This is a genomic window from Massilia sp. LXY-5, assembly GCF_059801075.1.
Window position 1 is genome coordinate 218,686 of sequence record NZ_JBNNEH010000007.1, and the last position, 26,506, is coordinate 245,191.

At 64.9% G+C, this 26,506-nt stretch carries 22 protein-coding genes, 2 tRNA genes and 1 pseudogene; 11 read left to right on the forward strand and 14 right to left on the reverse strand.

What is annotated here, in order from left to right:
* Positions 1 to 18 precede the first annotated feature (18 nt).
* Both ACI48I_RS22180 and ACI48I_RS22185 read right to left on the reverse strand, forming a co-directional pair.
* On the reverse strand, positions 19 to 390 hold the full coding sequence (locus ACI48I_RS22180) for a VOC family protein (RefSeq protein WP_193687305.1): 372 nt from the start codon (positions 388 to 390) through the stop codon (positions 19 to 21).
* A 63-nt stretch (positions 391 to 453) separates the two neighbouring features.
* Positions 454 to 2,745, reverse strand: coding sequence for a putative bifunctional diguanylate cyclase/phosphodiesterase (locus tag ACI48I_RS22185; RefSeq protein ID WP_498575426.1), 2,292 nt, complete (start codon positions 2,743 to 2,745; stop codon positions 454 to 456).
* Between the two features lie 277 nt (positions 2,746 to 3,022).
* Between ACI48I_RS22185 and ACI48I_RS22190 the strand changes: the two genes are divergently transcribed.
* Positions 3,023 to 5,953, forward strand: coding sequence for a bifunctional diguanylate cyclase/phosphodiesterase (locus ACI48I_RS22190; protein WP_498575427.1), 2,931 nt, complete (start codon positions 3,023 to 3,025; stop codon positions 5,951 to 5,953).
* A 69-nt stretch (positions 5,954 to 6,022) separates the two neighbouring features.
* Positions 6,023 to 6,946, forward strand: coding sequence for a bifunctional Delta(1)-pyrroline-2-carboxylate/Delta(1)-piperideine-2-carboxylate reductase (gene lhpI, locus ACI48I_RS22195; RefSeq protein ID WP_498575428.1), 924 nt, complete (start codon positions 6,023 to 6,025; stop codon positions 6,944 to 6,946).
* A gap of 126 nt (positions 6,947 to 7,072) precedes the next feature.
* Here lhpI and ACI48I_RS22200 read toward each other — a convergent pair whose 3' ends face one another.
* Positions 7,073 to 8,221: a glutathione-independent formaldehyde dehydrogenase gene (locus tag ACI48I_RS22200; RefSeq protein WP_498575429.1), complete on the reverse strand. Its 1,149-nt coding sequence runs from the start codon at positions 8,219 to 8,221 to the stop codon at positions 7,073 to 7,075.
* A gap of 281 nt (positions 8,222 to 8,502) precedes the next feature.
* Between ACI48I_RS22200 and ACI48I_RS22205 the strand changes: the two genes are divergently transcribed.
* From ACI48I_RS22205 to ACI48I_RS22215, 3 genes are read left to right on the forward strand one after another with little or no spacing between them, the layout of a single operon-like run.
* Positions 8,503 to 8,976: a redoxin domain-containing protein gene (locus ACI48I_RS22205; RefSeq protein WP_193687301.1), complete on the forward strand. Its 474-nt coding sequence runs from the start codon at positions 8,503 to 8,505 to the stop codon at positions 8,974 to 8,976.
* Positions 8,973 to 9,548: a DsbA family protein gene (locus tag ACI48I_RS22210; RefSeq protein WP_193687300.1), complete on the forward strand. Its 576-nt coding sequence runs from the start codon at positions 8,973 to 8,975 to the stop codon at positions 9,546 to 9,548. The genes ACI48I_RS22205 and ACI48I_RS22210 overlap by 4 nt, the downstream gene beginning before the upstream one ends.
* A 13-nt stretch (positions 9,549 to 9,561) precedes the next feature.
* The gene (locus ACI48I_RS22215) at positions 9,562 to 9,996 is read left to right on the forward strand and encodes a PRC-barrel domain-containing protein (protein WP_498575430.1); all 435 of its coding nucleotides are present in this window, start codon (positions 9,562 to 9,564) and stop codon (positions 9,994 to 9,996) included.
* A gap of 68 nt (positions 9,997 to 10,064) precedes the next feature.
* On the opposite strand, the gene acuI is transcribed toward ACI48I_RS22215, so the two are convergent.
* Positions 10,065 to 11,054 (reverse strand): acrylyl-CoA reductase (NADPH), encoded by a 990-nt coding sequence (acuI, locus tag ACI48I_RS22220; protein WP_498575431.1) that lies wholly within the window; start codon positions 11,052 to 11,054, stop codon positions 10,065 to 10,067.
* A 231-nt stretch (positions 11,055 to 11,285) separates the two neighbouring features.
* Here acuI and ACI48I_RS22225 point away from each other — a divergent pair, with 231 nt between their 5' ends.
* Positions 11,286 to 12,206 (forward strand): LLM class oxidoreductase, encoded by a 921-nt coding sequence (locus tag ACI48I_RS22225; protein WP_229515005.1) that lies wholly within the window; start codon positions 11,286 to 11,288, stop codon positions 12,204 to 12,206.
* A 161-nt stretch (positions 12,207 to 12,367) separates the two neighbouring features.
* Entirely contained in the window at positions 12,368 to 12,715 is a 348-nt protein-coding gene (locus ACI48I_RS22230; protein ID WP_193687298.1) for a DUF5335 domain-containing protein, read from the forward strand.
* 66 nt (positions 12,716 to 12,781) lie between these two features.
* On the opposite strand, the gene ACI48I_RS22235 is transcribed toward ACI48I_RS22230, so the two are convergent.
* Positions 12,782 to 15,238 carry a sensor domain-containing protein gene (locus ACI48I_RS22235; protein WP_498575432.1) on the reverse strand — a complete coding sequence of 819 codons (2,457 nt, stop codon included), beginning with the start codon at positions 15,236 to 15,238 and terminating at the stop codon, positions 12,782 to 12,784.
* A gap of 274 nt (positions 15,239 to 15,512) precedes the next feature.
* On the opposite strand from ACI48I_RS22235, the gene ACI48I_RS22240 reads away from it, so the two are divergent.
* Together ACI48I_RS22240 and ACI48I_RS22245 are read left to right on the forward strand one after the other, a co-directional pair.
* Positions 15,513 to 16,697, forward strand: a complete 1,185-nt coding sequence (locus tag ACI48I_RS22240) for a low temperature requirement protein A (RefSeq protein ID WP_498575433.1) — start codon at positions 15,513 to 15,515, stop codon at positions 16,695 to 16,697.
* Between the two features lie 11 nt (positions 16,698 to 16,708).
* Positions 16,709 to 17,542 (forward strand): aldo/keto reductase, encoded by an 834-nt coding sequence (locus tag ACI48I_RS22245; RefSeq protein ID WP_498575434.1) that lies wholly within the window; start codon positions 16,709 to 16,711, stop codon positions 17,540 to 17,542.
* A 41-nt stretch (positions 17,543 to 17,583) separates the two neighbouring features.
* Here ACI48I_RS22245 and ACI48I_RS22250 read toward each other — a convergent pair whose 3' ends face one another.
* From ACI48I_RS22250 to ACI48I_RS22265, 4 genes are all read right to left on the reverse strand, one after another.
* On the reverse strand, positions 17,584 to 18,354 hold the full coding sequence (locus tag ACI48I_RS22250) for a hypothetical protein (RefSeq protein ID WP_498575435.1): 771 nt from the start codon (positions 18,352 to 18,354) through the stop codon (positions 17,584 to 17,586).
* A 120-nt stretch (positions 18,355 to 18,474) separates the two neighbouring features.
* Positions 18,475 to 19,809: a metal-dependent hydrolase family protein gene (locus ACI48I_RS22255; protein WP_498575436.1), complete on the reverse strand. Its 1,335-nt coding sequence runs from the start codon at positions 19,807 to 19,809 to the stop codon at positions 18,475 to 18,477.
* 29 nt (positions 19,810 to 19,838) lie between these two features.
* The gene (locus ACI48I_RS22260) at positions 19,839 to 20,624 is read right to left on the reverse strand and encodes an alpha/beta fold hydrolase (protein WP_498575437.1); all 786 of its coding nucleotides are present in this window, start codon (positions 20,622 to 20,624) and stop codon (positions 19,839 to 19,841) included.
* 13 nt (positions 20,625 to 20,637) lie between these two features.
* Positions 20,638 to 21,510: a fumarylacetoacetate hydrolase family protein gene (locus ACI48I_RS22265; RefSeq protein ID WP_498575438.1), complete on the reverse strand. Its 873-nt coding sequence runs from the start codon at positions 21,508 to 21,510 to the stop codon at positions 20,638 to 20,640.
* Between the two features lie 231 nt (positions 21,511 to 21,741).
* On the opposite strand from ACI48I_RS22265, the gene ACI48I_RS22270 reads away from it, so the two are divergent.
* Entirely contained in the window at positions 21,742 to 22,596 is an 855-nt protein-coding gene (locus ACI48I_RS22270) for a helix-turn-helix domain-containing protein (RefSeq protein ID WP_193687290.1), read from the forward strand.
* Positions 22,597 to 22,614: 18 nt separating this feature from the next.
* Here ACI48I_RS22270 and ACI48I_RS22275 read toward each other — a convergent pair.
* From ACI48I_RS22275 to ACI48I_RS22295, 5 genes and pseudogenes are all read right to left on the reverse strand, one after another.
* A tRNA-Phe gene (locus ACI48I_RS22275) sits at positions 22,615 to 22,707 on the reverse strand.
* Positions 22,682 to 23,182 (reverse strand): annotated as a pseudogene (gene msrA / locus ACI48I_RS22280) (peptide-methionine (S)-S-oxide reductase MsrA); the annotation flags it as partial. The pseudogene msrA and the gene ACI48I_RS22275, both read right to left, overlap by 26 nt.
* A 90-nt stretch (positions 23,183 to 23,272) precedes the next feature.
* Positions 23,273 to 24,148, reverse strand: a complete 876-nt coding sequence (locus ACI48I_RS22285) for an alpha/beta fold hydrolase (RefSeq protein ID WP_193687289.1) — start codon at positions 24,146 to 24,148, stop codon at positions 23,273 to 23,275.
* Positions 24,149 to 24,336: 188 nt separating this feature from the next.
* Positions 24,337 to 24,412: transfer RNA gene (locus ACI48I_RS22290), tRNA-Phe, on the reverse strand.
* A 62-nt stretch (positions 24,413 to 24,474) separates the two neighbouring features.
* Positions 24,475 to 25,470, reverse strand: coding sequence for an AraC family transcriptional regulator (locus ACI48I_RS22295; RefSeq protein ID WP_193687288.1), 996 nt, complete (start codon positions 25,468 to 25,470; stop codon positions 24,475 to 24,477).
* Positions 25,471 to 25,595: 125 nt separating this feature from the next.
* Between ACI48I_RS22295 and ACI48I_RS22300 the strand changes: the two genes are divergently transcribed.
* On the forward strand, positions 25,596 to 26,459 hold the full coding sequence (locus tag ACI48I_RS22300; protein ID WP_498575439.1) for a class I SAM-dependent methyltransferase: 864 nt from the start codon (positions 25,596 to 25,598) through the stop codon (positions 26,457 to 26,459).
* Positions 26,460 to 26,506: the final 47 nt, after the last annotated feature.

The following is a 26,506-nucleotide window of genomic DNA, read 5'->3' on the forward strand; positions in this document are numbered from 1 at the left end:
GCATGAGCCGCCCTCAACTCAAGCCTGCGCCGCCGCGATCAGTTCGATCCGGTTGCCGAAGGGATCCTCGATGCCGGCACGGCGCCGTCCCGCTACCTGCGCTTCTTCGCGCACGGCCACCTCCTGCCTGCGCAGCAGCGCGCAATAGCCTTCGAAATCCTCGACGATGAAGGCCGGATGCGCCTTTTTCGCGGGCACGAAATCGGCCTGGCTGCCGATGTGCAGTTGCGTCGCGCCCGTGACGAACCACATGCCGCCGGAGGCGTTCAGGGGCGCGGGTTTCGGTATTTCGGAAAGACCGAGTACGCCGCCGTAGAAGGCGCGGGCGGCGGCGTCGGCGCCGGGAGGAATGGCGATCTGGACGTGGTCGAGTCCGGCGATATGGGGCATGGGAGTCTCCGCGGTGGTGGACATAAGTCGTCCCGCATTATCGCATCCGCCTGGAGCGGACACTCAGGCCGCCAGCGCAGCTTCCAGGCTGGCGAGCACCTGCGCCAGAGGCTGCGGCCGCGCGAACAGATAACCCTGCATGACGGGGCAGCCGTTGGCGGCCAGGAAAGCGGCCTGTTCCCGCGTCTCGACGCCCTCGGCCACCACGCGCAGGCGCAGGTGGCCGGCCATCGCCAGGATCGAGCGCACGATGGCGTCGCCATCGCCGCCATCCGGCGTGTCGCGCACAAAACTCTTGTCGATTTTGAGTTCATACAGCGGCATGCGCTTCAGGTAGCCCAGGTTCGAATAACCGGTGCCGAAATCGTCGATCGAAAAACGGATGCCGATCGCGGCCAGCGCGTGCATGCGGGCGATCGTGGCGTCGCGGTCCTTGATCAGCAGGCCCTCGGTCAGTTCCAGAATGAGTTGATCGGCCGGCACCCCGGTCTCGGCCAGCACGGCGCGCACCTGGGCCACGAAGTCGGCCTGGCCGAACTGCATCGGACTGACATTCACCGACAGCGGCAGCGGGTGGCCGGCGGCGTTCAGGCGCAGCCAGGCCTGGCAGGCTTGCTGCAGGGCCCAATGCCCCAGCGGCACGATCAGGCCGCTCGCTTCGGCGATCGGGATGAACACGTCCGGCGGCACGAAGCGGCCGTCGGCGCGTTGCCAGCGCATCAGCATTTCCGCGCCGCCCGGCTTGCCGTCCGCGTCGCATTGCAGCTGCAGGTGCATCAGGAGTTCGCCGCGCTCGATGGCGCCGGCCAGGTCGCGCTCGAGCGTCAGGCGCTGTTCGGATTCGGCGCGCATGGCCGCTTCGAACAGGGCCACGCGGTTGCGGCCGCGCGCCTTGGCGTGGTACATGGCGGTGTCGGCCTCGCGCAGCAGGTCGTCGGCGCGCTGGCCCGGATGCGGCAGCAGGCTCACGCCCAGGCTGGCCGAGGCGTTGTAGCGGTTGCCGCCGACCTCGACCGCATCGGATAGCGCATCGCGCAGCCGCTCGGCGTGGGCGAGGGCGGCGCTGCGCGCGCTGTCGTGGTCATGGCCGATGCGCGGCAGCAGGACGACGAATTCGTCGCCGCCGATGCGGGCCACCGTGTCGTGCTCGCGCATCAGTGCCGTCAGGCGGGCCGCAACACTGCGCAGCAGCGCGTCGCCGGTCGCGTGTCCGCGCGCATCGTTGACGTATTTAAAATGATCGAGGTCGATGAAGACGACGGCGCCCCAGCCCTGGCCGGACTGGGCTTCAAGCAGCAGGGCGTCGAGGCGCTCGAGCAGGAAGCGCCGGTTCGGCAGTTCCGTCAGCACGTCGTAATAGGCGAGGCGGTGGATCGCGGTGGCCGCCTTCTTGCGCTCGCCGATGTCGCGCCCGACCACGACACAGTGCGTATGCGTGCCGGCTTCGTCCAGGAACGGGGTGATTTCGATTTCGGTCCAGAAAGGCAGGCCGGCCTTCGTATACGTCGTCAGCTCGGCACGGGCCCGCGCGCCGCTGCGCATGGCCTCGCTCAGCCGCTCCACGGCGGCCAGGTCGGTGTCGGCGCCGCCGAGCATCAGCATGCTGCGCTCGAGCACGGCCTCGCGCGTATAACCGGTGCTGCGCACGAACGCATCGTTGGCGAACGTGATGGGCCAGGGCACCTCGGGCGTGCCGTTGGTGCGCACGATCAGCACCATGTCATTGAGCTGGGCGACTGCGGCGGCCGTCAGGCGCAACTCGGCGTTCAGGCTGGACAGGGTGTCCTTACCTTCCTCCAGCGAACGCGCGACCCCGTGCAGGTGACCGAGCGAGGCCACCAGTTTTTGCAGCAGGGTACTGCAGGACACCGTGATCAGCGCGCCGACGAACAGGAAATTGAGGGCAATCGTCCATGCGGGCAGGACCGATGCATCCGGCGTGGCGCCGCCGGCGTGCAGATAGCCCCGGATGCTCAGCACCAGCACCAGCAGGGTGCTGGCGCCGAGGGCCGCCAGCGCCGAACGCCGTCCGAGCAGGACTGCGGCGAACACGGGCGGCGCAATCAGGTAGAGCTGGGCCACCTGGCCGACGTTGACGATCATCCCCACCGAAACGAGAAACACGATCGCGATGAAGTGAAATACCCGCGTCCGGTAGGCCCAGCTGTGCAGGCGCCAGAGCGCGAACAGCCAGCCGATGGCGACGAGGTCGACCGCCACCAGCGACCACAGGCCTTGTCCGGCGGCGAGCGCGATGCTGGGAATCGCCGTGCCGATGCCGAGCACCAGCACGATCGTCAGCAAGCGGGAAAAAATGTGGGTGCGCCAATGCGCAATATCGATAAGGGGCGCCACGCAATGCCTTTTGAATCGCCGCAGCGAAATGTTGTCTATTAATACAACTTGTTGCTGCAATGCACTACTATATCGTAATGGATCCGGCTTGTCGTGGTATCGCCGTCCTCCTGTTGCGTATCGGCATCGCCAGCCTGGCGCCTCCGCTGCCGGAACCAATCGGCCCGCCGCAGGTCTGAAATTCAATCGGCTGCGGCAGGGACGATGGTCTTGGCGTGTTTGGAAAAAGGGGGGAGAATGGTCGTCTTGGGCGGTCGACATTCCATGACAGGAGTTGATGAGCATGAGCCCGGGTGCGCATGACCACACCATTCCGGCGGAACTGGAGAATACCTGTGCCCTGGAGGCGATCCATCTGCTGGGCACTGTCCAGTCCTACGGGTTCGTGATGGTGGTGGACCTGGCGAGTCGCTGCATTGTCCAGGTCTCCACGGGGATCGTGAAGCATTGGCCAGGCTTGCAGGATGCCGCTGCGCTGATCTCGCGGCCGCTGTCCGATTGCGTCGCGGCCGTGGACGGCAGCGACGCGCTCGACATCGACGCCCTGTCCGCCGCGCATCTCGTCGCCTTGCCCTGGCGCCCCCGGTTCGAACAGGCAGATCTGCCGGAGCAGCCTGCGGCCCTGCACTGGGAATGCCTCGGTCACCGCTGGGGGCAGTTCGCGGTGCTCGAATGGCTGCCGGCGAACGGTAACGGCGACGAGCAGCGCCGGCAAAACCAGATCTTCGCCGGCTTTGGCGAAGTGATCGCCCGTCTGCGCCGCGCCGAGGGACTCGACGCCTTCTTTCGCGCCTGCGTCAAAGTGATCCAGGAAGTCAGCGCCTTCGACCGGGTGATGATTTACCGGTTCATGCCCGATGGCTGCGGTGAAGTCGTGGCCGAGCACACGTCGAAGGAGTACCAGCAAAAATACCTGGGCTTGCGCTTTCCCGCCTCCGACATTCCCAGCCAGGCGCGCACCCTGTATCTCACCAATAAATTGCGGCTGCTGGCCGATGTCGAAGCGCCGATGGATGGGCTGGTTCCGCCGCGCCTGCCGACCGGCGAGTTACTCGACCAGAGCCACTGCATCCTGCGCGGCCTGTCCGATGTACACCTCGTGTATCTGCGCAACATGGGCGTGCGCGCCACGATGACCTTGTCCATCGTCTGCGACGGCAAGCTGTGGGGGCTGATCGCCTGCCACCATCACCAGCCGCGCACGCCCCCGTACCAGATCCGCGAAAACATGCGCCAGATCGCCGAACTGCTGGCGGAAATCGCCAACATGCGCATCGAGGCCTTGTCCCACCTGGAAACGGTGCGCCACCGCCTGACGCTGGACCACTTGCTGAACCAGTTCCATCAGGCCCTGCTCCAGGATGGCGACATCACCAACGAGCTCGAACTCTGGCTGCCCGAGCTGTTGCCGGCATTTGATGCCAGCAGCCTGGGCGTGCAGATCGGTACGCTTGCCTTTATCGGCGGACCGGCCAGGCGCCAGGGCGCCACGCACCAGATCCTCGACGAGGTCGGCGCGCGTCTCGATCTGCAAGACCCGCGCCCCCAGGTCTTCATCTGGGACGACCTGCTGACTTCCAGGAAACGCTCGCTGCTGTATTTGCCGGACGCAGCCGGCCTGCTGCTGGCGCAACGCCATGACGAGGACATCATCTTTTGCTTCCTGACGCGCGAAGAAGTGGTGCAGCAGGTGCGCTGGGGCGGCGAGCCGGTCAAGGACGTCGTGGCCCTTCCGAATGGCCGCATCCGCCTCGAGCCGCGCCGCTCCTTCGCCGTCTGGCAGCAGTCGGTGAAGGGACATTCCGATCCGTGGCTGCAGGCGGATGGGGAGGCGCTGCAAAACCTGCTGCGCATCCTCAGCGAGGTCAACAAACTGCAGGTGAACCGCAAGATGCAGGAAACCCTGCACTGGCGCGCCCACCATGACCATCTGACCGGGCTGTACAACCGCCGCGCCATGGAGGACGAGGTAGCGCGGCGCCTGGACGACGGCCAATACAACACCGCGCTGATGCTGCTCGACCTCGACCATTTTAAAAAGATCAACGACACCTACGGCCATGAAACGGGCGATCTGGTACTGCAGCAACTGAGTCTGCGCCTGAAAGCGGTGATGCGGGAAAATGACTTGCTGGCACGCCTGGGCGGCGATGAATTCATGCTGCTGCTGCAGATCCCGCACCCGAGCGCGGCCACGGCGCTCACCTTTGCCGAGCGCCTGCACGGGGCCGTTTCCGGCCCGTTTGACATCAAGGGACAACAATTTCGCCTCGGGATTTCGGTGGGTATCGCGATTCCGCCCGGCCACGGCCGCACAGTCAGCGAATTGCTGCGCCACGCCGACCTGGCGCTGTACCAGGCCAAATCCCTGGGCCGCTGTCGCAGCATCGTGTTCGAGCTGGCGATGGCGGCCGACCAGCGCGAATACTACCTGCTCGAACGTGACCTGGACGAGGCGGTCGAACGCAATCAACTATCCCTGGTGTTCCAGCCGAAGGTCGACCTCATCAGCCGTAAAGTGGTCGGCCTCGAGGCACTGGTGCGCTGGAACCACCCAACCCGGGGCCAGAACAGCCCCAGCGCCTTCATTCCGATTGCCGAACACAGCGACCAGATCATCCGCATCGACCGTTGGGTCATGCGCAGTGCGATCGCGGAACTGGCCCGTCTGCGCAGCCAGGGCCTGGCCCGCCTGCCGATCGCGATCAACCTGTCGATCGCCGATATCCTGTCGCCGAACCTGGTGGCCTACCTCACCGAGCTGCTCGACGAGTACAAGGTGCCGGCGAGCGCCCTGGAAATCGAGGTGACCGAGTCCTGCTTCATGCGCCAGCTCGACGAGACGCAGAGCGTGTTACGCGCGCTGAACGAGACCGGCATTTCCACCGCGCTGGACGATTTCGGCACCGGTTTTTCCTCGCTCAGTTACCTGCGCCAATTGCCGCTGCAATGCCTCAAGATCGACCAGTCGTTTACTCGCAGCATGTTGCAGGACGCGAACGCGGAAAAGCTGACCCAGGCGATTGTCGCGATGGGGATTGCGCTCAGGATGACGATCGTGGCGGAAGGGGTGGAGACGCGCGAGCAGATGAACTGGCTGCTGGCGCACGGCTGCCACATCGGCCAGGGATACTACTTCAGTCCGCCGGTGCCCGCGCAGGATGTGCAGCAGGTGATCGAGCGGCTGGAGATACGCTTGTCGGCCTGAACCCTGTATTGTTCACCAGCGGTCGTGCTACCCTCGCCGCCAGGCGAACTCACACAAGGCGACTGCCCAATGAAAATGATCGATCGTGCCGCCACCCGGCAGGCACTGCCGTTTAACGCCCTGATCGACGCGATCGCACGCATGTTCGTGAGCGGATGCCAGGTGCCGCCCCGGCACGTGCATGCGGTCGGCGACGGCAAGGGGGCGGAGGGGACCGTGCTCATCATGCCGGCCTGGCATGGCGATTACATGGGCATCAAAACCGTCAACATCTTCCCCGGCAATGCCGCGCGCGGCCGGCCCGGCCTGTATTCCACCTATATCCTGTACAGCGCCGCGACCGGCGAGCCCCTGGCGCAAATGGACGGCAACGAAATCACCTCGCGCCGCACCGCGGCCGCTTCCGCGCTGGCGGCGCGCCACTTGGCGCGGCCCGACGCACGGCGCCTGGTCGTTGCCGGTTCCGGCCGCGTTGCCAGCCTGCTTCCGGAGGCCTACCAGGCCGTGCTGCCGATCGAGGAGGTCACGGTCTGGAGCCGCAACCCGGAAGCGGCACGCCGCCTGGCCGGTGAGTTGAGTCTGGAAGGATGCAGCGTGCGCGCCGGCACCGACCTCGCGCAGGCGGTCCGCATGGCCGACATCGTGTCCTGCGCGACGCTGGCGACGGAACCCATCATCCGCGGCGAGTGGCTCGCGCGCGGCAGCCATCTCGACCTGATCGGCGGCTTCACGCCGGCGATGCGCGAAGCGGACGACGCCTGCTTTACGGGCAGCCGCCTGTATGTCGACACCGTGGAGGCCTTGCAGAAATCGGGAGATTTGCTGGGGCCCATGTCACGTGGCGTATTTGCCGCGGAAGATGTCGCGGGGACACTGGAATCGATTTGCCGCGGGCAGGCGGGCAGGGAGGATGGGGGCGTGCGGACCGTCTTCAAGTCGGTCGGCACAGCGCTCGAAGACCTGGCCGCCGCGATCCTGGTGTATGAAGGATAGGGCGTCGGATGCCGATCTGCCGGTCCCGCAACGAAACGCCAACCGGCATGGGTCGGCGTTTCGTCTGACGCTGTTCCTGGTCGACGGGAATCGATTCGCCGGCACCAGGATGTTCCATCTGCACTGCTAGGATCCGGGGTGCAGGACCACCTTGGTCCAACCGTGGTCGCGCACGTCGAAGTGCTGGTAGGCGTCAGGCGCCTGGTCCAGTTTCAGCTCGTGGGACACGATGAACGACGGCTTGGCCCGGCCGGCGTGGATGAGGTCGCGCAACTGCCGGTTGTAGGCCTTGACGTTGCACTGGCCGGTGGCGATGCGCTGTCCCTTGAACCAGCACATGCCCCAGTCGAACGCGATCTGTCCCTTTTTCTCGAGTTCGTCCGATGCATTCGGGTCCTGCGGAATGAACACGCCGACCACCCCGATCCCGCCCGTGAACTTGACTGACGCAACCAGGTTGTTCATCGTCAGGTTGGGGCGCTCGTGGCGGTGCGGCGAGGGATCGTGGCACTGGTAGCCGACGCATTCGCAACCGGCGTCCGCACCCTTTCCGTGGGTCAGGTCCATGACGCGCTGCACCGGGTCTTCCTTCGAATAATCGATCGGGATCGCGCCGATCGACTTGGCCAGCTTGAGCCGGTCGGGATGGCAGTCGACCACCATCACGCTGCAGGCTCCCTTGATCATCGCCGAGTGCGCGGCCATCAGGCCCACCGGCCCGGAACCGTAGATGACCACCGCATCGCCGGGCTTCATGCCGGCCAGTTCGGTCGCGTGCCAGCCGGTCGGGAAGATGTCGGCGCACATCACGTAGTCGACTTGCCTCTCCGCAGCGTCCGGCGGCAGCTTCAGGGCCATGAAGTCGGCCCAGGGCACCCGCAGGTATTCGGCCTGGCCACCCTGCCATGGCCCCATGTCGGCAAAGCCGAAGGCGCCGCCGGCCATGCCCGGTTCATTCGCGCGCAGGCAGTAGGCGGTCAGGCCGCGCTCGCAGTTCTTGCAGTGGCCACAACTGATGTTGAAGGGCAGGCACACCCAGTCGCCGGGCTTGAGCCGCTCGACCGCCGGTCCCACTTCCTGGACCACACCGAGGTTTTCGTGGCCGAAGACACGGCCCTGTTCGAAATCGGTCCGGCCTTCGTACATGTGGAGGTCGGAGCCGCAGATGTTGGTACTGGTAATTTTGACGATGGCGTCCGTGGGACGTTCGATTTTCGGATCCGGCACGTTTTCGACTGCGACCTGCTGGGGACCTCGATAGACGACAGCTTTCATAGTCTGCTCCTTTGAGTCCGCCTGAAACAGCTTGCTCCGCAAACGGCGCAAGGCCAGGCCCGGCGGTACGTCGGCAAAATCCGCAGGCGGTACCCGCGGGACAATTTATCCAGCTTAGACGCGGGCCTGCCAATAGCAAGCGGCGATTGCTGATTTTCCGCGCGCGTGCCTGGCACCTGTTATTCCGGCGCCCGCGGACTAGAATGAAACAACGTGGAACTTAGCCCCCCACGTTCCGTCCTACGGGTTACAGGTTTTTTTCAAGCGCACAGGGAGCTGGCATGGAAGCATTGAAGGCGGGCGCACGCGCCCCGGAGTTCGAACTCAATTCCACGCCCGACCAGCGGATCAAGCTCTCGGAGTTTCGTGGCCAGCGAGTGATTCTCGCGTTCTATCCGGCTGACTGGAGCCCGGTCTGCGGCGACCAGCTGGCACTCTACAACGAGCTGCGCGATGAGTTCGCCAAACACAGGGCGATCTGCATCGGCATTTCAGTGGACGGCGCCTGGTCCCATGCCGCCTTTCGCGAGCACCGCGGCTACAAACTTGCGCTGCTGTCCGACTTCGAGCCCAAGGGCGCGGTCGCACGCGACTACAGCGTCTATCGGACCAGGGAAGGTGTCAGCGAACGGGCCTTGTTCGTCATCGATGAGGAAGGCGTGATTCGCTGGGCGTATGTTTCGCCGATCGGCATCAATCCGGGCGCCGACGGTATCCTCAAGGTGCTGGAAGAAATGGATGGGAGCAGATCATGAGTCTGACAAAGCAGATCGATGAAACCGACCACGTGCTGGGACCGGCGGATGCGCCGGTGACACTGGTCGAGTATGGCGATTTCCAGTGCCCGCACTGCAGGGCGGCGCATTTTTATTTGAAGAACGTGTTGGCGACGATGGGTGAGGACATGCGTTTCGTGTTCCGCCACATGCCGCTGACCCAGGTCCACCCGATGGCGCAAGCGGCGGCCGAGGCGGCCGAGGCGGCGGACGCGCAAGGCAAGTTCTGGCCCATGCACGACTTGATCTACGAGAACCAGGACCTGCTCAGTCCAGCGCTGCTGACGCGGCTCGGGCAACGCCTCGGGCTCGACATGCAGCGTTTCACCGACGATGTGGTGTCCCACCGCTTCCTGTCCAAGGTGAAAGAGGACTTCATGGGCGCCGTGCGCAGCGGCGCGGCGGGCACGCCCAGCTTTTTCATCAACGGCGAACCGTATGAAGGCGGCTTCGACGACGAATCGCTGATCGACGCACTGCGTTTTGCCGCGCAGGTGCGTGCTCCACACCCGTCGAGGGGGCAGCACGCCCCACGGCCGCGGGCGCACTGATAAAGGAGGCGTCATGAAACGGTTTATCGCAGTCTTAACGATGTCGGCTTTTCCCCTCTGGGGGGACCTTGCATCGGCGCAGTCGACCGCGCAGGCCCCCGCCGCGCCAGTGGCTGGCCGGGCGCCCCTGGGGGTTACCGTGGTCGAGATGGAAGCGATTGTCGTCGGGTGGAGTGCCAAGCACGACCTGTTCGGCAAGACAGTGGTCAACGACAAGAACGATAAGATCGGCAAGATCGACGACCTGATCATTTCTCCAGGCAAGGCGGGCAACACGCCCGCAGCCACGTTCGCGATTATCGGCGTCGGTGGCTTCCTGGGCATCGGCAAACGGGACGTTGCCATCCCGACGGAGCAGTTGAAGCTCCAGAATAAACAGCTGACCTTGCCTGGGGCGACGAAGGATGCGCTGAAGGCCATGCCGCCGTTCGAATACCAGAAGAGGTAAGGCTGCCCTGCGGGAGAAAGTCGAGCCAGACGTGAGCGGCGCCGGACCCCGCAGCCCAGGTGCTTTACTCAGGCATTGACGTTCACCACCAGCCGGCCACGTAGCTTCCCGGCGAGCAGGTCCGGGGCAAGGGCAATTGCCTGCGCCAATCCGATTTCCTGCGTAATCGTCGCCAGTTTGTTCGCGTCCAGTTCGTTCGCCAGCCGCTCCCATGCTGCCACGCGTTTCGGCAGGGGCGCCATCACACTGTCGATGCCGATCAGCCTGACGCTGCGCAGGATGAATGGCGCAACCGACGCCGGGAAATCCATCCCCTGGGCCAGTCCGCATGCCGTGACGGTGCCGCCGTAACGGGTCTGTGCGACCGCATTGGCCAGCGTGTGCGAGCCGACGGAATCGACGACCCCGGCCCAGCGTTCCTTCTGCAGCGGTTTGCCGGGAGCGGACAGTGCGGCGCGATCGATGACCTCGACCGCGCCGAGGGTCTTGAGGTAATCGGCCTCGGCCAGCTTGCCGGTGGACGCGACCACGCGGTAGCCCTGGCTGGCGAGGAGCGCAATCGCAATGCTGCCGACGCCGCCCGATGCGCCGGTCACCAGGATCTCGCCGCTGTTCCTGTCGACGCCTTGCTCCTGCAGGGCCGTCACGCACAACATCGCGGTGTAGCCCGCCGTTCCGATTGCCATCGCGGTCCTGGCCGACATGCCCGGCGGCCGTGGGATCAGCCACCCGCCTTTCAGTTTCGCACGCTGCGCCAGGCAACCCCAGTGCGCTTCGCCGACACCCCAGCCGTTCAGGATGAATGCGTCGCCTTCCTTCCAGTCCGGATGCGACGACGCAATGACCTCGCCCGCGCCATCGATGCCGGGCACCATCGGCCAGCTGCGCACGACAGGCGCCTTGCCGGTGATGGCCAGGCCGTCCTTGTAGTTGATTGTCGAATAGTCGACGCGAACGGTCACATCGCCATCGGCTGGCAACTGCGCGTCGTCGAGCTGGGCAAGCTGGGCAGTGGTGCTGCCGTCATCGTTCTTGTTGAGCACGATTGCAGTGAACATGCTGATCTCCCGGGTGCGTGGAATAAAGGGGCGGCTGATGAGCCCTGGATCTACAAGATACGACACTACTTCTGCCACGGCAATCGGGACGCCGTTCGGTTCAGGGCGCGCTTGCACTCGCCGCGGAACGACGATATCTTAGACCGATTCAACCTGCGGGGTGAGATCATGGCAGACATGCTGACACCGAACCGGACGGCCAGGCCAGGCGATTCCAGGGGCTTTCAACGCATGTTTGCGCCGGATCGGCTGACGCTCGGCGTGTTCTTCCCGATCGAGGCGTTCTCCGGCGACCAGCCGACGATGCTCGGCCAGGAAGGCCTGGCGCGCCGGGCCGAAGAACTCGGATACGCCGCGCTGTGGTGCCGCGACGTGCCGCTGCGCGACCCCAGCTTCGGCGACGTGGGCCAGGTCTACGATCCGTGGGTCTATCTCGGCTGGATCGCGGCGCAGACCAGCGAGATCGCGCTGGCCACCGGCGCCCTGGTCCTGACCCTGCGCCACCCCTTGCATACCGCCAAGGGCGTGGCATCGGTGGACCGGCTTTCGGGCAACCGCCTGGTCCTCGGCATTGCCTCCGGCGACCGGCCGGTCGAGTTTCCAGCCTTCGGCGTCGATTTCGAACAGCGTTCCGCCCTGTTCCGCGACAACCTGCGCGTCGTGCGCACGGTCCTCGCCGAGCAGTTCCCGACACTCCAGTCGTCCCACGGCACGCTGGCCGGGACTGCCGATCTCATCCCCAAGCCGATGACTCCCGTGCCCATGCTCGTTACCGGTCACAGCGGGCAGCCGCTGGACTGGATCGCGAAACATGCGGACGGGTGGATCACCTACCCGCGCGGACTCCAGCGCCAGGCCGAGGTGGCGGCGCACTGGCGCGCCGCGGTGGGAATTGCGGCACCCGGCGTCTTCAAGCCCTTCGTGCAATCGTTCTATGTCGACCTGAGCGACGATCCCGACGCTGCGCCCACGCCGATCCACCTGGGCTTTCGCGGCGGCCGGCACTTTATCCTGCGCTTTCTCGAGGCGGTACGCTCGATTGGGGTCAATCACGTCATCCTGAACTTCAAGTACGGCGCGCGCAAGGCCGGCGACGTGCTCGAAGAAATCGGCCAGGAGATCCTGCCGCAGCTGGCGGCATCCCAGCCTTGAACGAAGCATCATGGCCGGCTGCATGCCGATCCCCCGATGCGCACCACACAGGATTAAGCACCTTGATTAACGCAAACTAACGACCGGGTACCGGACCAAGGTGGGAGTTTCCTTGTGCCGGCGGTACCGGTGCGGATCAGTGAGAGGCAGAGGCAAACATCATGGCTACAGCAAAACTGGATAAAGCGGCATGGCAGAAAACTTTCGACCAGATGTCGAAATCGCTGCTGGTCGGGAAGCAGGTCGAGATCGAGGTGATCGGGCTCGATATCGGCGACCAGATCGAGCAGGAGTGGATTCAATTGCTGGGCATTAGCTACGACCCCAAGGACGATCTCATCGAAATTCTCGTCGAGGGCCTCGATCACCTGATCCCCAAGCCGCGCGAAGTCTGGCTCGATCACGGCGCCACCGGACTGGCCAGCATGGAAGTGATCCAGGACGACGAAGTGCGCCAGATTATCCGGCTGCGCGAGCCGCTGATGCTGCCCTTCTCCGGCACGGCGTGAGCGCGGGGAGCCGATGATGGTTCGCCGGCGGCCCGCCGGCGATGCCCGGTCACGGCTTCGAACGGATCAGAACTGCTCCGCCGCCACCGGCCGTCCGAACAGGTAACCCTGGAACGCACTGCATCCGTGCATGGCAAGAAAGTTGCGCTGGTCCGCCGTTTCGACGCCTTCCGCGATCACGTCCAGTCCCAGGGTGCGGCCCAGCCCGAGGATCGTGCGCGCGATCGCGGCGTCGTTCGGATCGGTGAGCACGTCGCGCACGAAAGACTGGTCGATTTTCAGCTGGTCGAGCGGCAGGCGCTTCAGGTAGGCGAGCGAGGAATACCCTGTGCCGAAATCGTCGAGCGCGAACCCGATCCCTTTCTCCTTGAGCGCGTGCATGGTGTCGATCGTATTCTCGACGTTCGCGACCAGCAGGCTCTCGGTCAGCTCGAGCTTGATCCGCCGCGGGTCCGCGCCGGTGCGCTCGATGACCCGCAGTACCAGGTCCACGAAGGCCGGCTGGCGGAACTGGCGCGCGCTCACATTGATCGCCATCGTCAGGTGCGCGGTTTCCGGGCGGCTGGCCCAGGCCACCAGCTGGCGGCATGCCGCTTCCAGGACCCACTCGCCCAGCTGCACGATCAGCCCGGTCTCTTCGGCGAGCGGAATGAACACGGATGGCGACACCGGCTGGCTCCCCGGGCGCTGCCAGCGCAGCAGCGCCTCGGCGCCCATGGTGTAGCCGCTGCTGTCGGTCTGGCGCTGGTAATGCAGGGCGAATCCGTGGGTTTGCAGGCTGCGGCGCAGATCGGCCTCCAGCGCGACACGCGCATTGATCACCGTCTGCATGTGCAGGTCGAAGAAGCGGATCGTGTTGCGGCCGGCCGCCTTGGCCTGGTACATCGCCAGGTCTGCGCGCTTGAGCAGTTCGTCGATGTCCTTGATGTCCTTGTCGAACAGGGCCACGCCGATGCTGGGCGTCGCATAGTGCTGGTGCCCGTCCAGCTGGAACGGCTCATTGAATGCGCCGAGCAATTTTTCTGCGACGAGTTCGGCCTGGGCTGCCGCCTCTTCCTGGTCCGCGCTCAGGTACTCCAGCACGATGACGAATTCGTCCCCGCCGTGCCGCGCCACGGTGTCGCTGCCGCGCGGCACCCGCGCTTCGAGGCGCCGCGCGACCTGCTGCAGCAGCAGGTCGCCCTTGTCGTGCCCGAGCGTATCGTTGAGGGTCTTGAAGTTATCCAGGTCGATGAAGAGCAGGGCGCCGCCATGGCCGTCGCGCCTGGTTGCCGCGACCGCGTGCCGCAGCCGGTCCAGCAGCAGGCGCCGGTTCGGCAAGCGCGTCAGGGGATCGAAAAAGGCGAGGCTGAGGATCGCATGCTCGTCGTGCTTGCGCTGCGTGATGTCGGTTTCGATTTCCAGCACCAGGGGCGGCTGGACATCGTCGCCGCGCACGAGCGTCAGGTGCGATTCGACCGTCACCCGGCGCCCGTCCTTGCGCCGCTTGCAGATTTCGCCGCGCCAGTCGCCCTTGTGCACGACCTGGTGATACGCCCGTTCCAGGTCGTCCTCGCCCAGCATCATGAGTTCGCCCTTGGTCTTGCCGATGACCTCGGCGGCGGTCCAGCCGAACAGGCGTTCGGCGCCCTGGTTCCAGTAGGTGATGCGCAAATCGATGCCTGAAACCGAGATCGCATCGTGGGCATTGTCCAGCAGCGACGCCAGCAGCCGGTTGCGTGCTTCGGCTTCGCGGCGCTCGGCTTCGGCCTGCTTCTCCGCGCTGATGTCGAGCATCGAACCGATCACGTTGAGCGTTGCACCTTCGGCGTTGCGCCTGAACACGCCCTGGTCCCGTACGCTGACGTAAGCGCCGTCCCCGCGCAGGAAGCGGTATTCCGCGCCCCAGGTTTCGCGCCCACCATTCATTGCCGCATACAAGCCGCTGACGACGCGCTCACGGTCCTCCGGCGCGATCCGCGAGGTCCAGTCGTCGATGCCGTCATTGAAGGCGTCCGCGTCGTAGCCGAACACGGACTCCACGCCCTCGCTCCACCAGAGGCGGCCCTTGGGGACATCCCAGTCCCAGATGATGTCGCTGGTCACCCGCGCCACCATCCTGAACCGCTCGGCGGCCTCGCGCTCCATCTCCTGCAGCCGCTTGCGCCCTGTGATTTCGGTGGTATAGGTGGCCAGGCCTTCTTCCGTCGGGAAGATGCGCACGTCCTTCCATGCCTGCAGCGGGGCATAGTATTCCTCGAATGCGACCGGCTGCCGGCGCGCCATCGCAAACTCGTATTGCGCCCCGAAATGCGTACCCACCAGGTCCGGGTAGGCTTCCCACAACACCTTGCCGAGCAACTCGTGGCGCGACCGCCGCAGCAGCCGCTCGGCTGCTTCGTTCAGGTAGGTGAACCGCCATCCCTTGTCCAGCGTGTAGAACGCATCGGACATGGCCTCCAGCGTGCCCAGGAGCTTGCGCGACATCGCCTGCAACTCCGCGCCGGGCTGTTCACCGCTTGCTGATCCATTGTCCGTCTTCATGCTGTCGCTCCGCCATCTGCGGCCGGTCGGCCTTTCGTATTGTCGCGTTGTCGTCGCTCGAAGGCGCTCAGGCATAGCGTCAGAGCAGCAACTTGTAAGACGGGAGGTGGGGTAGCTAAATTCCTCGGTTTCGGCCGGGCACGCCGCGCGCGCCGCGCGCCGCGCGACTGCCGCCAATCGTGCGGCGCTCGGCCGCCGGCTTTTTGCTAGTATCGACTCGTCTCATGCGGCGCGCAAGAGCGCGCAAGAGCATGGATGGGCCGAACGCGTTCCGGTGCACAGTCGACACTCAGCCAATATGCACAACACAAAATATTTCGATCCCAATCGCCATGCCACCTGGCTCGAGTGTTTCTTCGATCTGATTTTTGTGGTAACGATCGATGACGTAACGCATATCCTGAGCCACACGCACGAGGGGCACCTCGACCCGCTCCAGTTCTGGAAATTCGTCCTGGTTTTCATACCCCTGTGGTGGCTGTGGGCCAGCCACACGATGTATGCCAACCGGTTCGATGCGGATGACCGCAAGCATCGGCTGGCGACCCTGTTCATCATGTTCCTGTTGATCATCATCTCGGGCCTGATCGACGAGCGATTCACGGCCGGCTTCGAGGCGATCGTCGCCTGTTACGCCGGTTCGAAATACATCGTGGCCATGATGTATTTCGTGTCGAAATACCGGCACAAGGAAAGCGTCGCACTCACAACGGCAGTCGGCTGGGTGATCGTAGCCGGCGCCACCATCAGCCTCGCTTCGGTCCTGTTCCCGGCGCCGGAGAGATATGTCGTGTTTTACCTGGGAATACTGTTCGACCTGGGGGCGTTCATCTTTTTCTTGCGGCGCCGTCTCGAGGCCATTCCAGCGCATACCGAGCACCTGATCGAGCGTGTGGGCCTGCTCACGATCATCATCCTGGGAGAGTCCATCACCAGCCTGTCCACGGGACTGGCCGACATCAGATGGACGCCGGAGAAGCTGCTGACCGCCGCCACCGGCTTCGTGACGATATCGAGCATCTGGTGGGTTTACTTCGACAGTTTTCACCTGCTGTCCGAACAGAAGCTCAGTACCGGCCATTCGGTCCTCTACTCGCACTTGTTCGTCTTCATCGGCCTGTCGATCCTGGCCAGCCTGATCCGGCACGCGATCCTGGACGACATGGCCGTATCCGATTTCCGGGTACTGTCGGTCATCGGCGCGGTCTGCTTTTTCATCGGCAAACAGTACGCCTATTTCATGGAGCGTCCCGAGCTGCGGCACCAACTGGTCGTCAACACCCTGGTCGTCTTCGTGTTGACCGGGCTTTCCCTGCTGTTGCCCGAAACAGGCCATATCCTGCTTGGCCTGACCGCTGCGGTGGTTTGTTATGCTTTCCTCAGTCTCAGATACCTGAACATCCCCCCGCAGCGTCACGAACATCCGCGCAAGCGCGCCATCACAGGACAGCAGCCATGACAGGAGCCATCATGCGCAATACGCGATTTCCCTCCGGAGAGCAGGTGCCGGTGCTCGGCCTGGGCACCTGGCACATGGGCGAACGTCCGGCAAACCGGCAGGACGAACGCGATGCGATACGCTACGCCATCGACAACGGAATGACCGTCATCGACACCGCCGAAATGTACGGCGACGGCGCCGCCGAGGAACTGGTCGGCGAGGCGCTTGCCGGCCGCAGGAGCGAGGCCTTCATCGTCACCAAGGTGCTTCCCCATCACGCGACGCGGCGTGGAACGGTCGCCGCGTGCGAGGACAGCCTGCGCCGGCTGGGCACCGATGTCGTCGACCTGTACTTGCTGCACTGGCGCGGCGGGGTCCCCCTGGAAGAGACGCTGGAGGGCTTCGATCGACTGCTGCGCGCGGGTAAGATCCGTTCCTGGGGCGTCAGCAATTTCGACACGGCGGACATGGAGGAACTGGCCGCCCTGGCTGTAGGCGATGCGGTGGCGGCCAACCAGGTGCTGTATAACCTGACGCGGCGCGGCATCGAGTTCGACCTGCTGCCCTGGTGTGGGCAGCGCAAGCTCCCTCTCATGGCGTACTCCCCGCTCGAGCAGGGCCGCCTGCTCGGCGAACCCGAGCTGCTGCGCCTGGCGGCATCCCATTCCGCCACCCCTGCGCAGATCGCCTTGCGCTGGGTGCTGCGCAGCGATCAGGTGATCGCGCTGCCGAAGGCCGGCACCCCGGAGCACGTCAGGCAGCTGCGCGCCGCGCTCGATATTGCGCTGTCGCCGCAGGACATGTCCGCGCTGGACCGTGCCTTCCCGCCACCGAAGCGAAAGATGCCGCTGGAAATGATCTGACGCGGTTCATGTGGCGTTGTTGCCGAACGACCAGCCGATCCTTACATCGTCCACTTCACCATCAGGGTGGGCGAGTTGCGCGAATAGTCCTGCCCCTCGATCTTGTAGCGATGGATTTCGTAGCGCAGGCCGGCCTGGAAGCTGCCTTTGGCGTCGATCGCCCACAGCAGTTCCGGGCGCAGGAATACTTCCGTGCCATTCGCTCCCGTTCCATTGACCAGCGCCAGCAGGTTGAAACGAAGCCGCTCGCCCGCGAAGGGCTTCGACATCAGGACCGAGCGCCACAGCGTTTCGCCCTTGTAGAAATTGGTGTTGCGGCGCAGGATGCCCGACTCGAAGTAAGCGAAGCCCGGCACATTGAAGTTGAAGGAGATGCCGTGGTTCCAGGAACGGAAGTCGGCGTAACTGGCGCGCTCGTAGCGTGCGATCAGCGACACGTCGGCAATCGGGCCGAAGGCCAGGTTGCGGCCGCTGATCTTCCCCAGGCTCAGGCGTGGATTGAAGACCAGCAGGCTCTGGTTGGGGCTGTTGCCGCCGAAGGAGCCGGCGCCGGCGCCGCCGACGTTTTCGCCGTTGAACAGCTCGGCATCGACGTAGACATCGCCGTACTTGAAGCCTGCGAAATATTCGAACTGGTAAGTCTTCAGTTTCTCATCGTCGGTCCCGGTGCCGAGCACGGGATCGGCCCTGGACCGGGTCGTGTACAGGGCGTTCAGGTTCGCCACCTGGAATTCGGCCGCCAGCACGGTGCCGGTTGCGGCCAGTGCGGCAAGCGCCAGCGCAGTGCGCATCACACGTTTATTCAGATTCATTCCATCTCCATTGTCGACCAGCAGCCTCCAGCGCTGCCGCGGCAGGGGCGCTGTCGGTATTCATTCGGGTAGGGAGGCGCCCGCAGCAGGACCGCTGCGGGCGCCGAAAGCAGGCTGGGGTCAGGCCGGTACGGCTTCCTGCACGCCCTTGTCGAGCAGCGGGTTTTCGCTCGCCGGGACGTGAATGGCCGCTGTGCGCGGGCTGGCGTCGTGCAAGCCTTTGCGGATCACACCGTCCTGCATCACCAGCGCGATCCTGGCCGGCTCGGTCAGGATGCCCAGGTCCTGCAGCGGGTCGCCGTCGACCAGCACCAGGTCGGCAAGGAAACCGGGACGCACCTGGCCCAGTTCATGCGGCCGCATCATGATCTCGCCGCCCAGGCGGGTTGCCGAGACCAGCGCTTCGGTCGGGGTCATGCCGATGTAGTCCACGAAATACTGGAGGTCGTTGGCATTGGTCCCGTGCGGCATCCATGCAAAGCCGTAGTCGCCGCCCGGCAGGATGCGGATGCCGCGCTTGTGCATCTGGCGCAGCGAGGCCGCTGCCGCTTCCAGTTCCTGCGGGTAGCCCATTTGCCGGGCGATCTCGGGCGTGATGCCGAATTCCGACGCGTTGAAGCTGGTGCGCACCAGCCACCCGATGGCGGGCGCCACGAAGTGCCGCTCCTTGTTCGCCTCCAGCATGTCCAGCGTTTCCTCGTTCGCGAAACTGGCGTGGAAGATGATGTCGATGCCGTGGCGGATGCACTGGCGTACCGACTCGTCGGAGCGCGCGTGTGCCGCCACGCGCTTGCCGTTGCGCTTCGCCTCGCTCGTCAGCATGGCGATTTCTTCGTCCGAGAAGGGTGACAGCTCGGCCGACAGGCCGGCTATGTATTCGCCCGACAGGTTGATTTTGAGGTGGTCCACGCCGTACTTGATGAACATGCGCGCGGCCTTGCGCACTTCCTCGGGACCGCTCACGATGTGGCCGAAACTCAGTTCCTGGAACGGCAGGTGGGGCAGGGTGTTGTCACCGAGACCGCCCAAGGTGGCGATCTCCTGGCTGCCGGCCAGGTAGCGCGGCCCGACGCACTGGCCTGCTGCGATGGCATTGCGCAGGACGATATCGAGACGCGGCTTGGCGGCGGCCGCGCCGATGGCCGAGGTCCAGCCCATGTCCAGGTAGCGCCTGGCCACGTCGACGCACCACAGGATGTGTTCTTCCGGCGGCATGAACTGGATGGCCGACAGCGTTGGCTGGTCGTTCCACGAAAAGTGGGTGTGGGCTTCGGTCATTCCCGGCATCAGGAACTTGCCGCCGCCGTCGATCAGCTGGTCCGCGGTGCCCGACACCTTGTTCGGGAAATGCGCTACTTCGACGATCCGGTTGCCTTCTACGAGGACTTCACCTTTGAATACGTCGTCGCCACTGCCATCGAAAATCGTGACATTGGTGATTGCAATCTTCTTCATGTATGTCTCCTCTGGCCCCCAAGGCCTGGTTATTTTGAAGAACTCAGGAACTTCGTCAGCTGTTGCATGCACTCCTGCGGACGCTCGAAGGTGGTCCAGTGGCCGCAGCCTTCCAGCACCACCATCTCGCTGCCCTTGATACGTTCCGCCATGGTTGCCACGTTCGCCGCAGGCGCAACACCGTCCTGGTCTCCCGTGACCAGCAAGGTCGGCACCGAAATGTCGTCGATCGCTGCCGCCTGCGCCGTCGCCAGCGCCCGGCAGCTTTGCCCGTAGCCTTCGGGGCTCTGGCGCATCACGCTCTCGCGCACCAGCGCCAGCACGGCCGGCTGCTGGGCCTTGGTTTCCTTCGAGGTCGCGGCGCCGACGATGGCGTCGGCGATTTCCTGCATCGCGGCCGCGCCGCCGGTGGCGGCCTTGTCGGCGCGCGCCAGGATGCCGGCGCGTCCCGCGTCAGGCGGGCACACGAGCGGGCCGAACAGCGCCAGGCCGGTGACCAGCGCCGGGTTGTGCGTCGCGATGTGCTGGCAGACGATGGTGCCCATCGAGTGGCCGAGGAAGGTCGCCCTGGTAATGTCGAGCTCGCGGCACACGGCCTGGACCGCGTCGGCCATGCTGGCGATGTTCAGTTCGCCGCTGCCGCTTGGGGAGCGGCCGCTGCCCGGCAGGTCGATGCGAACGATGCGGTGGCCTTGCAGCGCTGCCATCACCGGGGTCCAGGTATTGCTCGAGCCGCCCAGGCCGTGGACGCACACGATGGCGGCGCCTTCGCCTTCGACTTCAACGGTCAGTCCTGCAACAATTTCGGTAGTCATGTGAGGTTTCCTTTTAAATGAATTGGTTTTCGATGGCGCCGATGCCGTCGATCTCGACCCGTACCACGTCGCCCGCAGCCAGGAAGCGCGGCGGCTTCATGCCCAGCCCGACGCCCGCCGGGGTGCCGGTGGCGATGATGTCCCCCGGGTACAAGGTGATGCCGCGCGAAATCGTCTCGATCAGGGTCGGGATGTCGAAGATCAGGTTGTCGGTCGAACCATCCTGGCGCAGCTCGCCGTTGACCCAGCAGCGCACGCGGGTCCGGGTGCCGTCGAGCTGGTCGGCGGTCACGATCCACGGACCCATCGGGCAGAAGGTGTCGAACGACTTGCCCATGTCCCACTGCTGGTGGCGCATCTGGACGTCGCGCGCGGTGACGTCGTTGACCACCGTGTAGCCGAACACATGCCCCATGGCGTCGGCGCGGGTGATGTTCTTGCCGCCTTTGCCGATGACGACCGCCAGTTCGGCCTCGTAATCGATTTGCTCCGAGATCGCGGCCCCCGGCAGCATGATGTTGTCGAAGGGGCCGACGACGCATTCGGGCACCTTGGTAAAGACGATCGGCCAGGCTTCCGGATTGGCGTCGTTGTCCTTGAATACCGAGGTTTGCAATTCCTTTGCGTGGGCGTGGTAGTTGCGGCCCACGCACCAGACGTTGCGGCGAGGTACCGGGATCGGCGCCAGCAGCTGGACCGATGCGAGCGGCACCCCTTGCCCGGTGGGTGCGGGGAGCGCGCCGCCATCGGCCAGCAGTTTGATGATCGCCAGGGCGCCTTCGGCCGCGGCGTTTTCGGGAAGTTCGAACGGCGTGACCTGCTCGCGGTCATCGGAAACAAGCCCGACGAAACGGCGTCCATCGAGTTGATATGTTGCGATTTGCATGTATTCCTCCAGGTATTCGGTCGGGACCGATTGAAGCTCGGACCGCTGACCGTGGACGGAGTCTAGGAACAAACGGGCAGACGCGCTTATCAACCCATGGCTGGCCTTATCGCCGGGTCCAACCCCTTATCAATGCGTCTGATATCTTTTTTTCGAACGTCTGATATGCCCCGCTGCCAGGATTACAATTTGGGCATAAATATGACCAGCAATGCTGGCAAGGGAGACAAGATGGCAGAGTCGTACGCGTTCTACGAAGGAACGTTTGGACAGGCGATCGTGCTGGAGACGTGTACCGACCTGGTGGCGCACGCACATTCCGAATCGCAGATCGTGTTCTGGCTCGGCGGCGCGCGGGCCCAGGCCAATGTCGGCACCGAGGTGGTCCGCTACGACGAAAATGTGGGCCTCGCGACGAATGCGTATCAGTCGCACGACATGACGCGGCTGGATGGAACGGGACCGGCAGTGTTCCTGGTGTTCATGATTTCGCGGAAGTGGCTGAACGAACTGCGGCGGGCGACCGGTCGTCCCTTTGTCTTCCCGTCATCGCGCATTCCGATCGATGCCGGCTTGCGCCAGGCCTGCTGGCAGGTGCTGGACCTGATCCTGTCGGCGCGCGAACCCGAGGATGGCTTGAATGGCCTGGTCGAGCAGCTGATCAGCGCCACCATCGACGCCACCACGCGCGGACGCGTGGCCGATCCCAGGCGCCTGCTGCCGCCCTTGCTCGACCATCGCCTGCGCAGCGCGATCACGCTGATGCGCGAGCATGTCAGCGACAAGATCGCACTCGACGAGATCGCGCACCAGGTCGGCCTGTCGCGCGCGCACTTCTTTACGCTGTTCCGTGATCAGCTCAATACGAGTCCGCAGGTGTTCTGGAGCGCCGTCCGGGTCGAAGAGGCGATGCGCCGGCTGATCGGCCAGGGCGCATCCCTGACCACGGTCGCACTCGACCTCGGATTCTCCGCGCCCAGCAATTTTTCCCGTTTCTTCAAGGAGCACACCGGCGTGTCGCCCTCGACCTTCCGGCGCGCTGCGGTGGGGGCGATGCCGGCGACAGTGACGGGGCTGGCAGTTTGAACGACTCTACTGAATTACTGGTGGCCGGGGCGGAATCGAACCACCGACACAAGGATTTTCAATCCTCTGCTGACGCTGCTCCCTGGCGGACGGGCAGCTTCCAGCCCGGCCGGATGAAATGGCAGGTATATCCGTTCGGATTGCGTTCCAGATAATCCTGGTGTTCCGGCTCGGCCTCCCAGAAAGGTCCCGCCGCGACGATCTCGGTGACGGCCTTGCCGGGCCAGAGGCCGGAGGCGTCGACGTCGGCGATGGTCTGCTCGGCCATGCGCTTTTGTGCATCGTCGAGATAATAGATGCCGGAGCGATAGCTCATCCCCCGATCATTACCCTGACGGTTCGCCGTGGTCGGATCATGGATCTGGAAGAAAAATTCGAGGATCTGGCGATAGCTGATCTGGCCCGGATCGAACACCAGTTCCAGTGCTTCCGCATGGGTGCCATGGTTGCGGTAGGTGGCGTTGGGCACGTCGCCGCCGGTGTAGCCGACGCGCGTCGAAAGCACGCCCGGTATGCGCCGCAGCAATTGCTCCATGCCCCAGAAGCAGCCGCCGGCCAGGATGGCGGTTTCAGTGTGAGCTGTCATTGATTCCCTTTGCTTGAATGAGTGGTAGGCGTGAAGCGCATATCTTCCCACGTTGGCCCGTTTGTCGCCGCGCCTGTCGCATGCCGGTCATCAGCCGGTGAATTGCGGCAGATGCAGGCTGGAGGATTGTTCTGGATGGTCTCCATGGCCCGCGTGCGAGCGCCCGACTGCAGCATCGGCGCGCGCGCCGGCAAGTGCGCTCAGGATCAGCCGTGAGGTTTCCGCCGGAGCATCCCAGTGCGGAAAATGGCCACAGCGATCGAACCAGTGGAGCTGAGCATCCGGGAACAAGGCCAGCGCGCGTCTGGCTTGACGCGGAAAGCAGACCCGGTCACGCCGTCCCCAGCCAATGACGAGCGGATGCACGATGCTGTTACGCGGAGCCCCTTGTTGCTCCTCACCGTAGGCGAGCTGGGCCAGCAGTTCATCAAAAGCCGGCGAGGCCACATAGCTGCACAATTCGTCGCTCACGGTGTCCGGCGCCAGCTTGGTCGGCCGCGCAGAAAATTGTGCCAGCAACAAAGCGCGACCCAGTGGGTTGGCGCAGACTGCCGGCAATACCGGGCGCAGCAGCCGCAGCAACCGGATCGACAGGTAGATCGAGCTGAAGAACGCGTGACGCTCCCATCCCTGCCAGAAACCGCCAGGATTGAGCGCTACCACGCCGCCGACGATTCCACCGCGTCGCGCCAGCTCCAGCACCAGTCGCGCCCCCATCGAGCTACCCACTGCATCGATGCCGCTCAAGCCATGGGCATGGAGGAAGGCCGCGGTCTCATTTGCCAGGGTGCGGATCGAGGTTTCGCCGGCCAGCCGCGGCGTCTGGCCAAAGCCGGGCAGGTCCACCGCGATGACTTCGCGCCTTGTCGCGAGATCGGCCAGAATTGGGTTCCAGCTCTGCCAATGGCCGCCGAGGCCATGAATCAACAGCAAAGGCTTGCCGGTGCCGCGACGAATGTAATGCATGATCGATTCTCCCCATCGCACGGGCGTGCGTATGCCGCCAGCCTACCGCAGCGGGCACAACGACTGCGTTCGTTAGACATTCTTGCGGGGGATGACGGTCCGGAGAGGGACGGACACAAGGACGGTGGAATCCACAAACAAAAACGCCAACCTGCATGGGTTGGCGTTTTTCTGTACTACTGAATTCTTGGTGGCCCGGGGCGGAATCGAACCACCGACACAAGGATTTTCAATCCTCTGCTCTACCAACTGAGCTACCAGGCCAAGGCGGCGAATTTTAGCATGAAGTGCCGGCTCGTCCATAATTTTTGCGCGCGCACCCTCCCTCAACCCGCCAGCTGCATGCGCCGCCAGCGTGCCGGCGAGGTTCCCGTCTCGCGTTTGAAGGCGCGGGCAAAGGCCGCTTCCGATTCGTAGCCGACCTCCAGCGCCACCGACGCCACCGGTGCCCGGCTGCCGCGCAGCAGGCCGGCAGCCGCTTCCATGCGCCAGCGCGCCAGGTATTGCATCGGCGGCAGGCCGAGCAGGCGCAGGAAGCGCGCGCAGAAGACCGAGCGCGACAGATTTGAAGCGCGCGCCAGGTCGTCGATGGTCCAGGGACGGGCCGGGGCGCGGTGGATCAGCGCCAGTGCGCGCCCGATCTGAGGGTCGCGCAGGCCGGCCAGCCAGCCGGTGCTGCCGGCGGGCAGGCACTCCAGGTAGCGCCGCAGGGCGTCGATGAACATGGTTTCGCTGGCGCGCTCGAGCAGGGCCGCCGCGCCCGGCTGGCCGCGGTCGGCGCGCAGCGCCAGTTGAGCGAGTTCGGCGTGGGCGGCGGCGCTGTTCGATGCCGGCAGGTGCAGCAGGCGCGGCAGGGCGTCGAGCAGGGGATTGAAGGGGTGACGGTCGCAGGAAAGAAAGCCGCAGACCAGTTCGGTGTCGCCCGGCGTCGCGTGTTCGCCCCAGGAAAATTCGTATTGCGAGTGAAACACGATCGGGATCGGCTTGGGCGCGTCGCGCGTGGCGGCGATCCAGTCGCGATCGATACGCGTCGGCTGCAGGTCGGGGTCGTTCGAGAGCACGTGGCCGTCGCCGTGCGGCAGGATGACGACGTCGCCGGGACGCAGCCGCACCGGCGCGAGGCCGGCCACGCAGGCCCAGCCGGCGCCCTTGGCGAGCACGTGATACTCCATCACGTGCTCGGCGTCCGGGAACAGCAGCCGGCCGAGTTCGCGCATCGGCGGCGCCTCGACCGCCCAGACCGCGGGAAAGCTGATCTGGTAGAAGACGGCGCCGCGCAGGCGTACCGAGCGCAGCACATCGGAGAGGGTGTCGGTTTCCATCGTGGTCGGGACGGCCGGTCAGGATGCGCGGGCAAAACGTGCCGACGCCCGGTCAAGCAGGCCCCGGCCCCGCACACCATACTGAAATTTTCGATCTCGCGATTTGGAGAAGGAAGGATGACACCATGGACAAGACAACGCAATCGGCCCCGGGCGTCGCAACGGCTCGGTCTGCCGCGCAGCCGGACTACGCCGCCATCAAGTCGCGCCAGCAGGCCGCCTGGGCCAGCGGCGACTTCGCCATCATCGGCGTGACCCTGCAGATCGTCGGCGAGACCCTGGCCGAGATGGCCGACATCCGCGCCGGCGAGACCGTCATCGATGTGGCGGCCGGCAACGGCAATGCGACGCTGGCGGCGGCGCACCGCCTGGCCCGCGTCACCTCGACCGACTACGTGCCGGCCCTGCTCGAGAAGGGCAGGGCGCGCGCCGCCGCCGAGGGCCTCGACATCGAATTCCGGGTGGCCGATGCCGAGAATTTACCCTTCCAGGACGGCAGCTTCGACGTGGCTGTGTCGACCTTCGGCGTGATGTTCGCGCCCGACCATGCGCGCTGTGCCGGCGAACTGCTGCGCGTGGTGCGCGCGGGCGGCCGGATCGCCCTGTCGAGCTGGACGCCCGACAGTTTCGTCGGCCAGCTGTTCAAGGTGATCGGCAAGGCAGTGCCGCCGCCGGCAGGGATGATGTCGCCCTCGCTGTGGGGGACGGAAGCGTATCTGGGCGAACTCTTCGGGGACGCCGCCGCCGACGTTCGTACGGCGCGTCGCATTTATTGTTTCCGCTACAGGTCGCCTGCGCACTTCCTGCAGGTGTTCCGCGATTTTTATGGGCCGGTGAACAAGGCATTCGCGGCGCTCGACGGCCATGGCCAGGCCTTGCTGGAACACGACATCCTGGAACTGCTCGGGCGGTTCAATACGGCCGATGGCGCCTCGCTGGTGGTGCCCTCGGAATACCTGGATGCGGTGATCGTCAAGCGCAGCGCCTGACCGGGGAAACGTCGAAAGAAAAACCGGGCGGGCAGCTTGCGCCACCC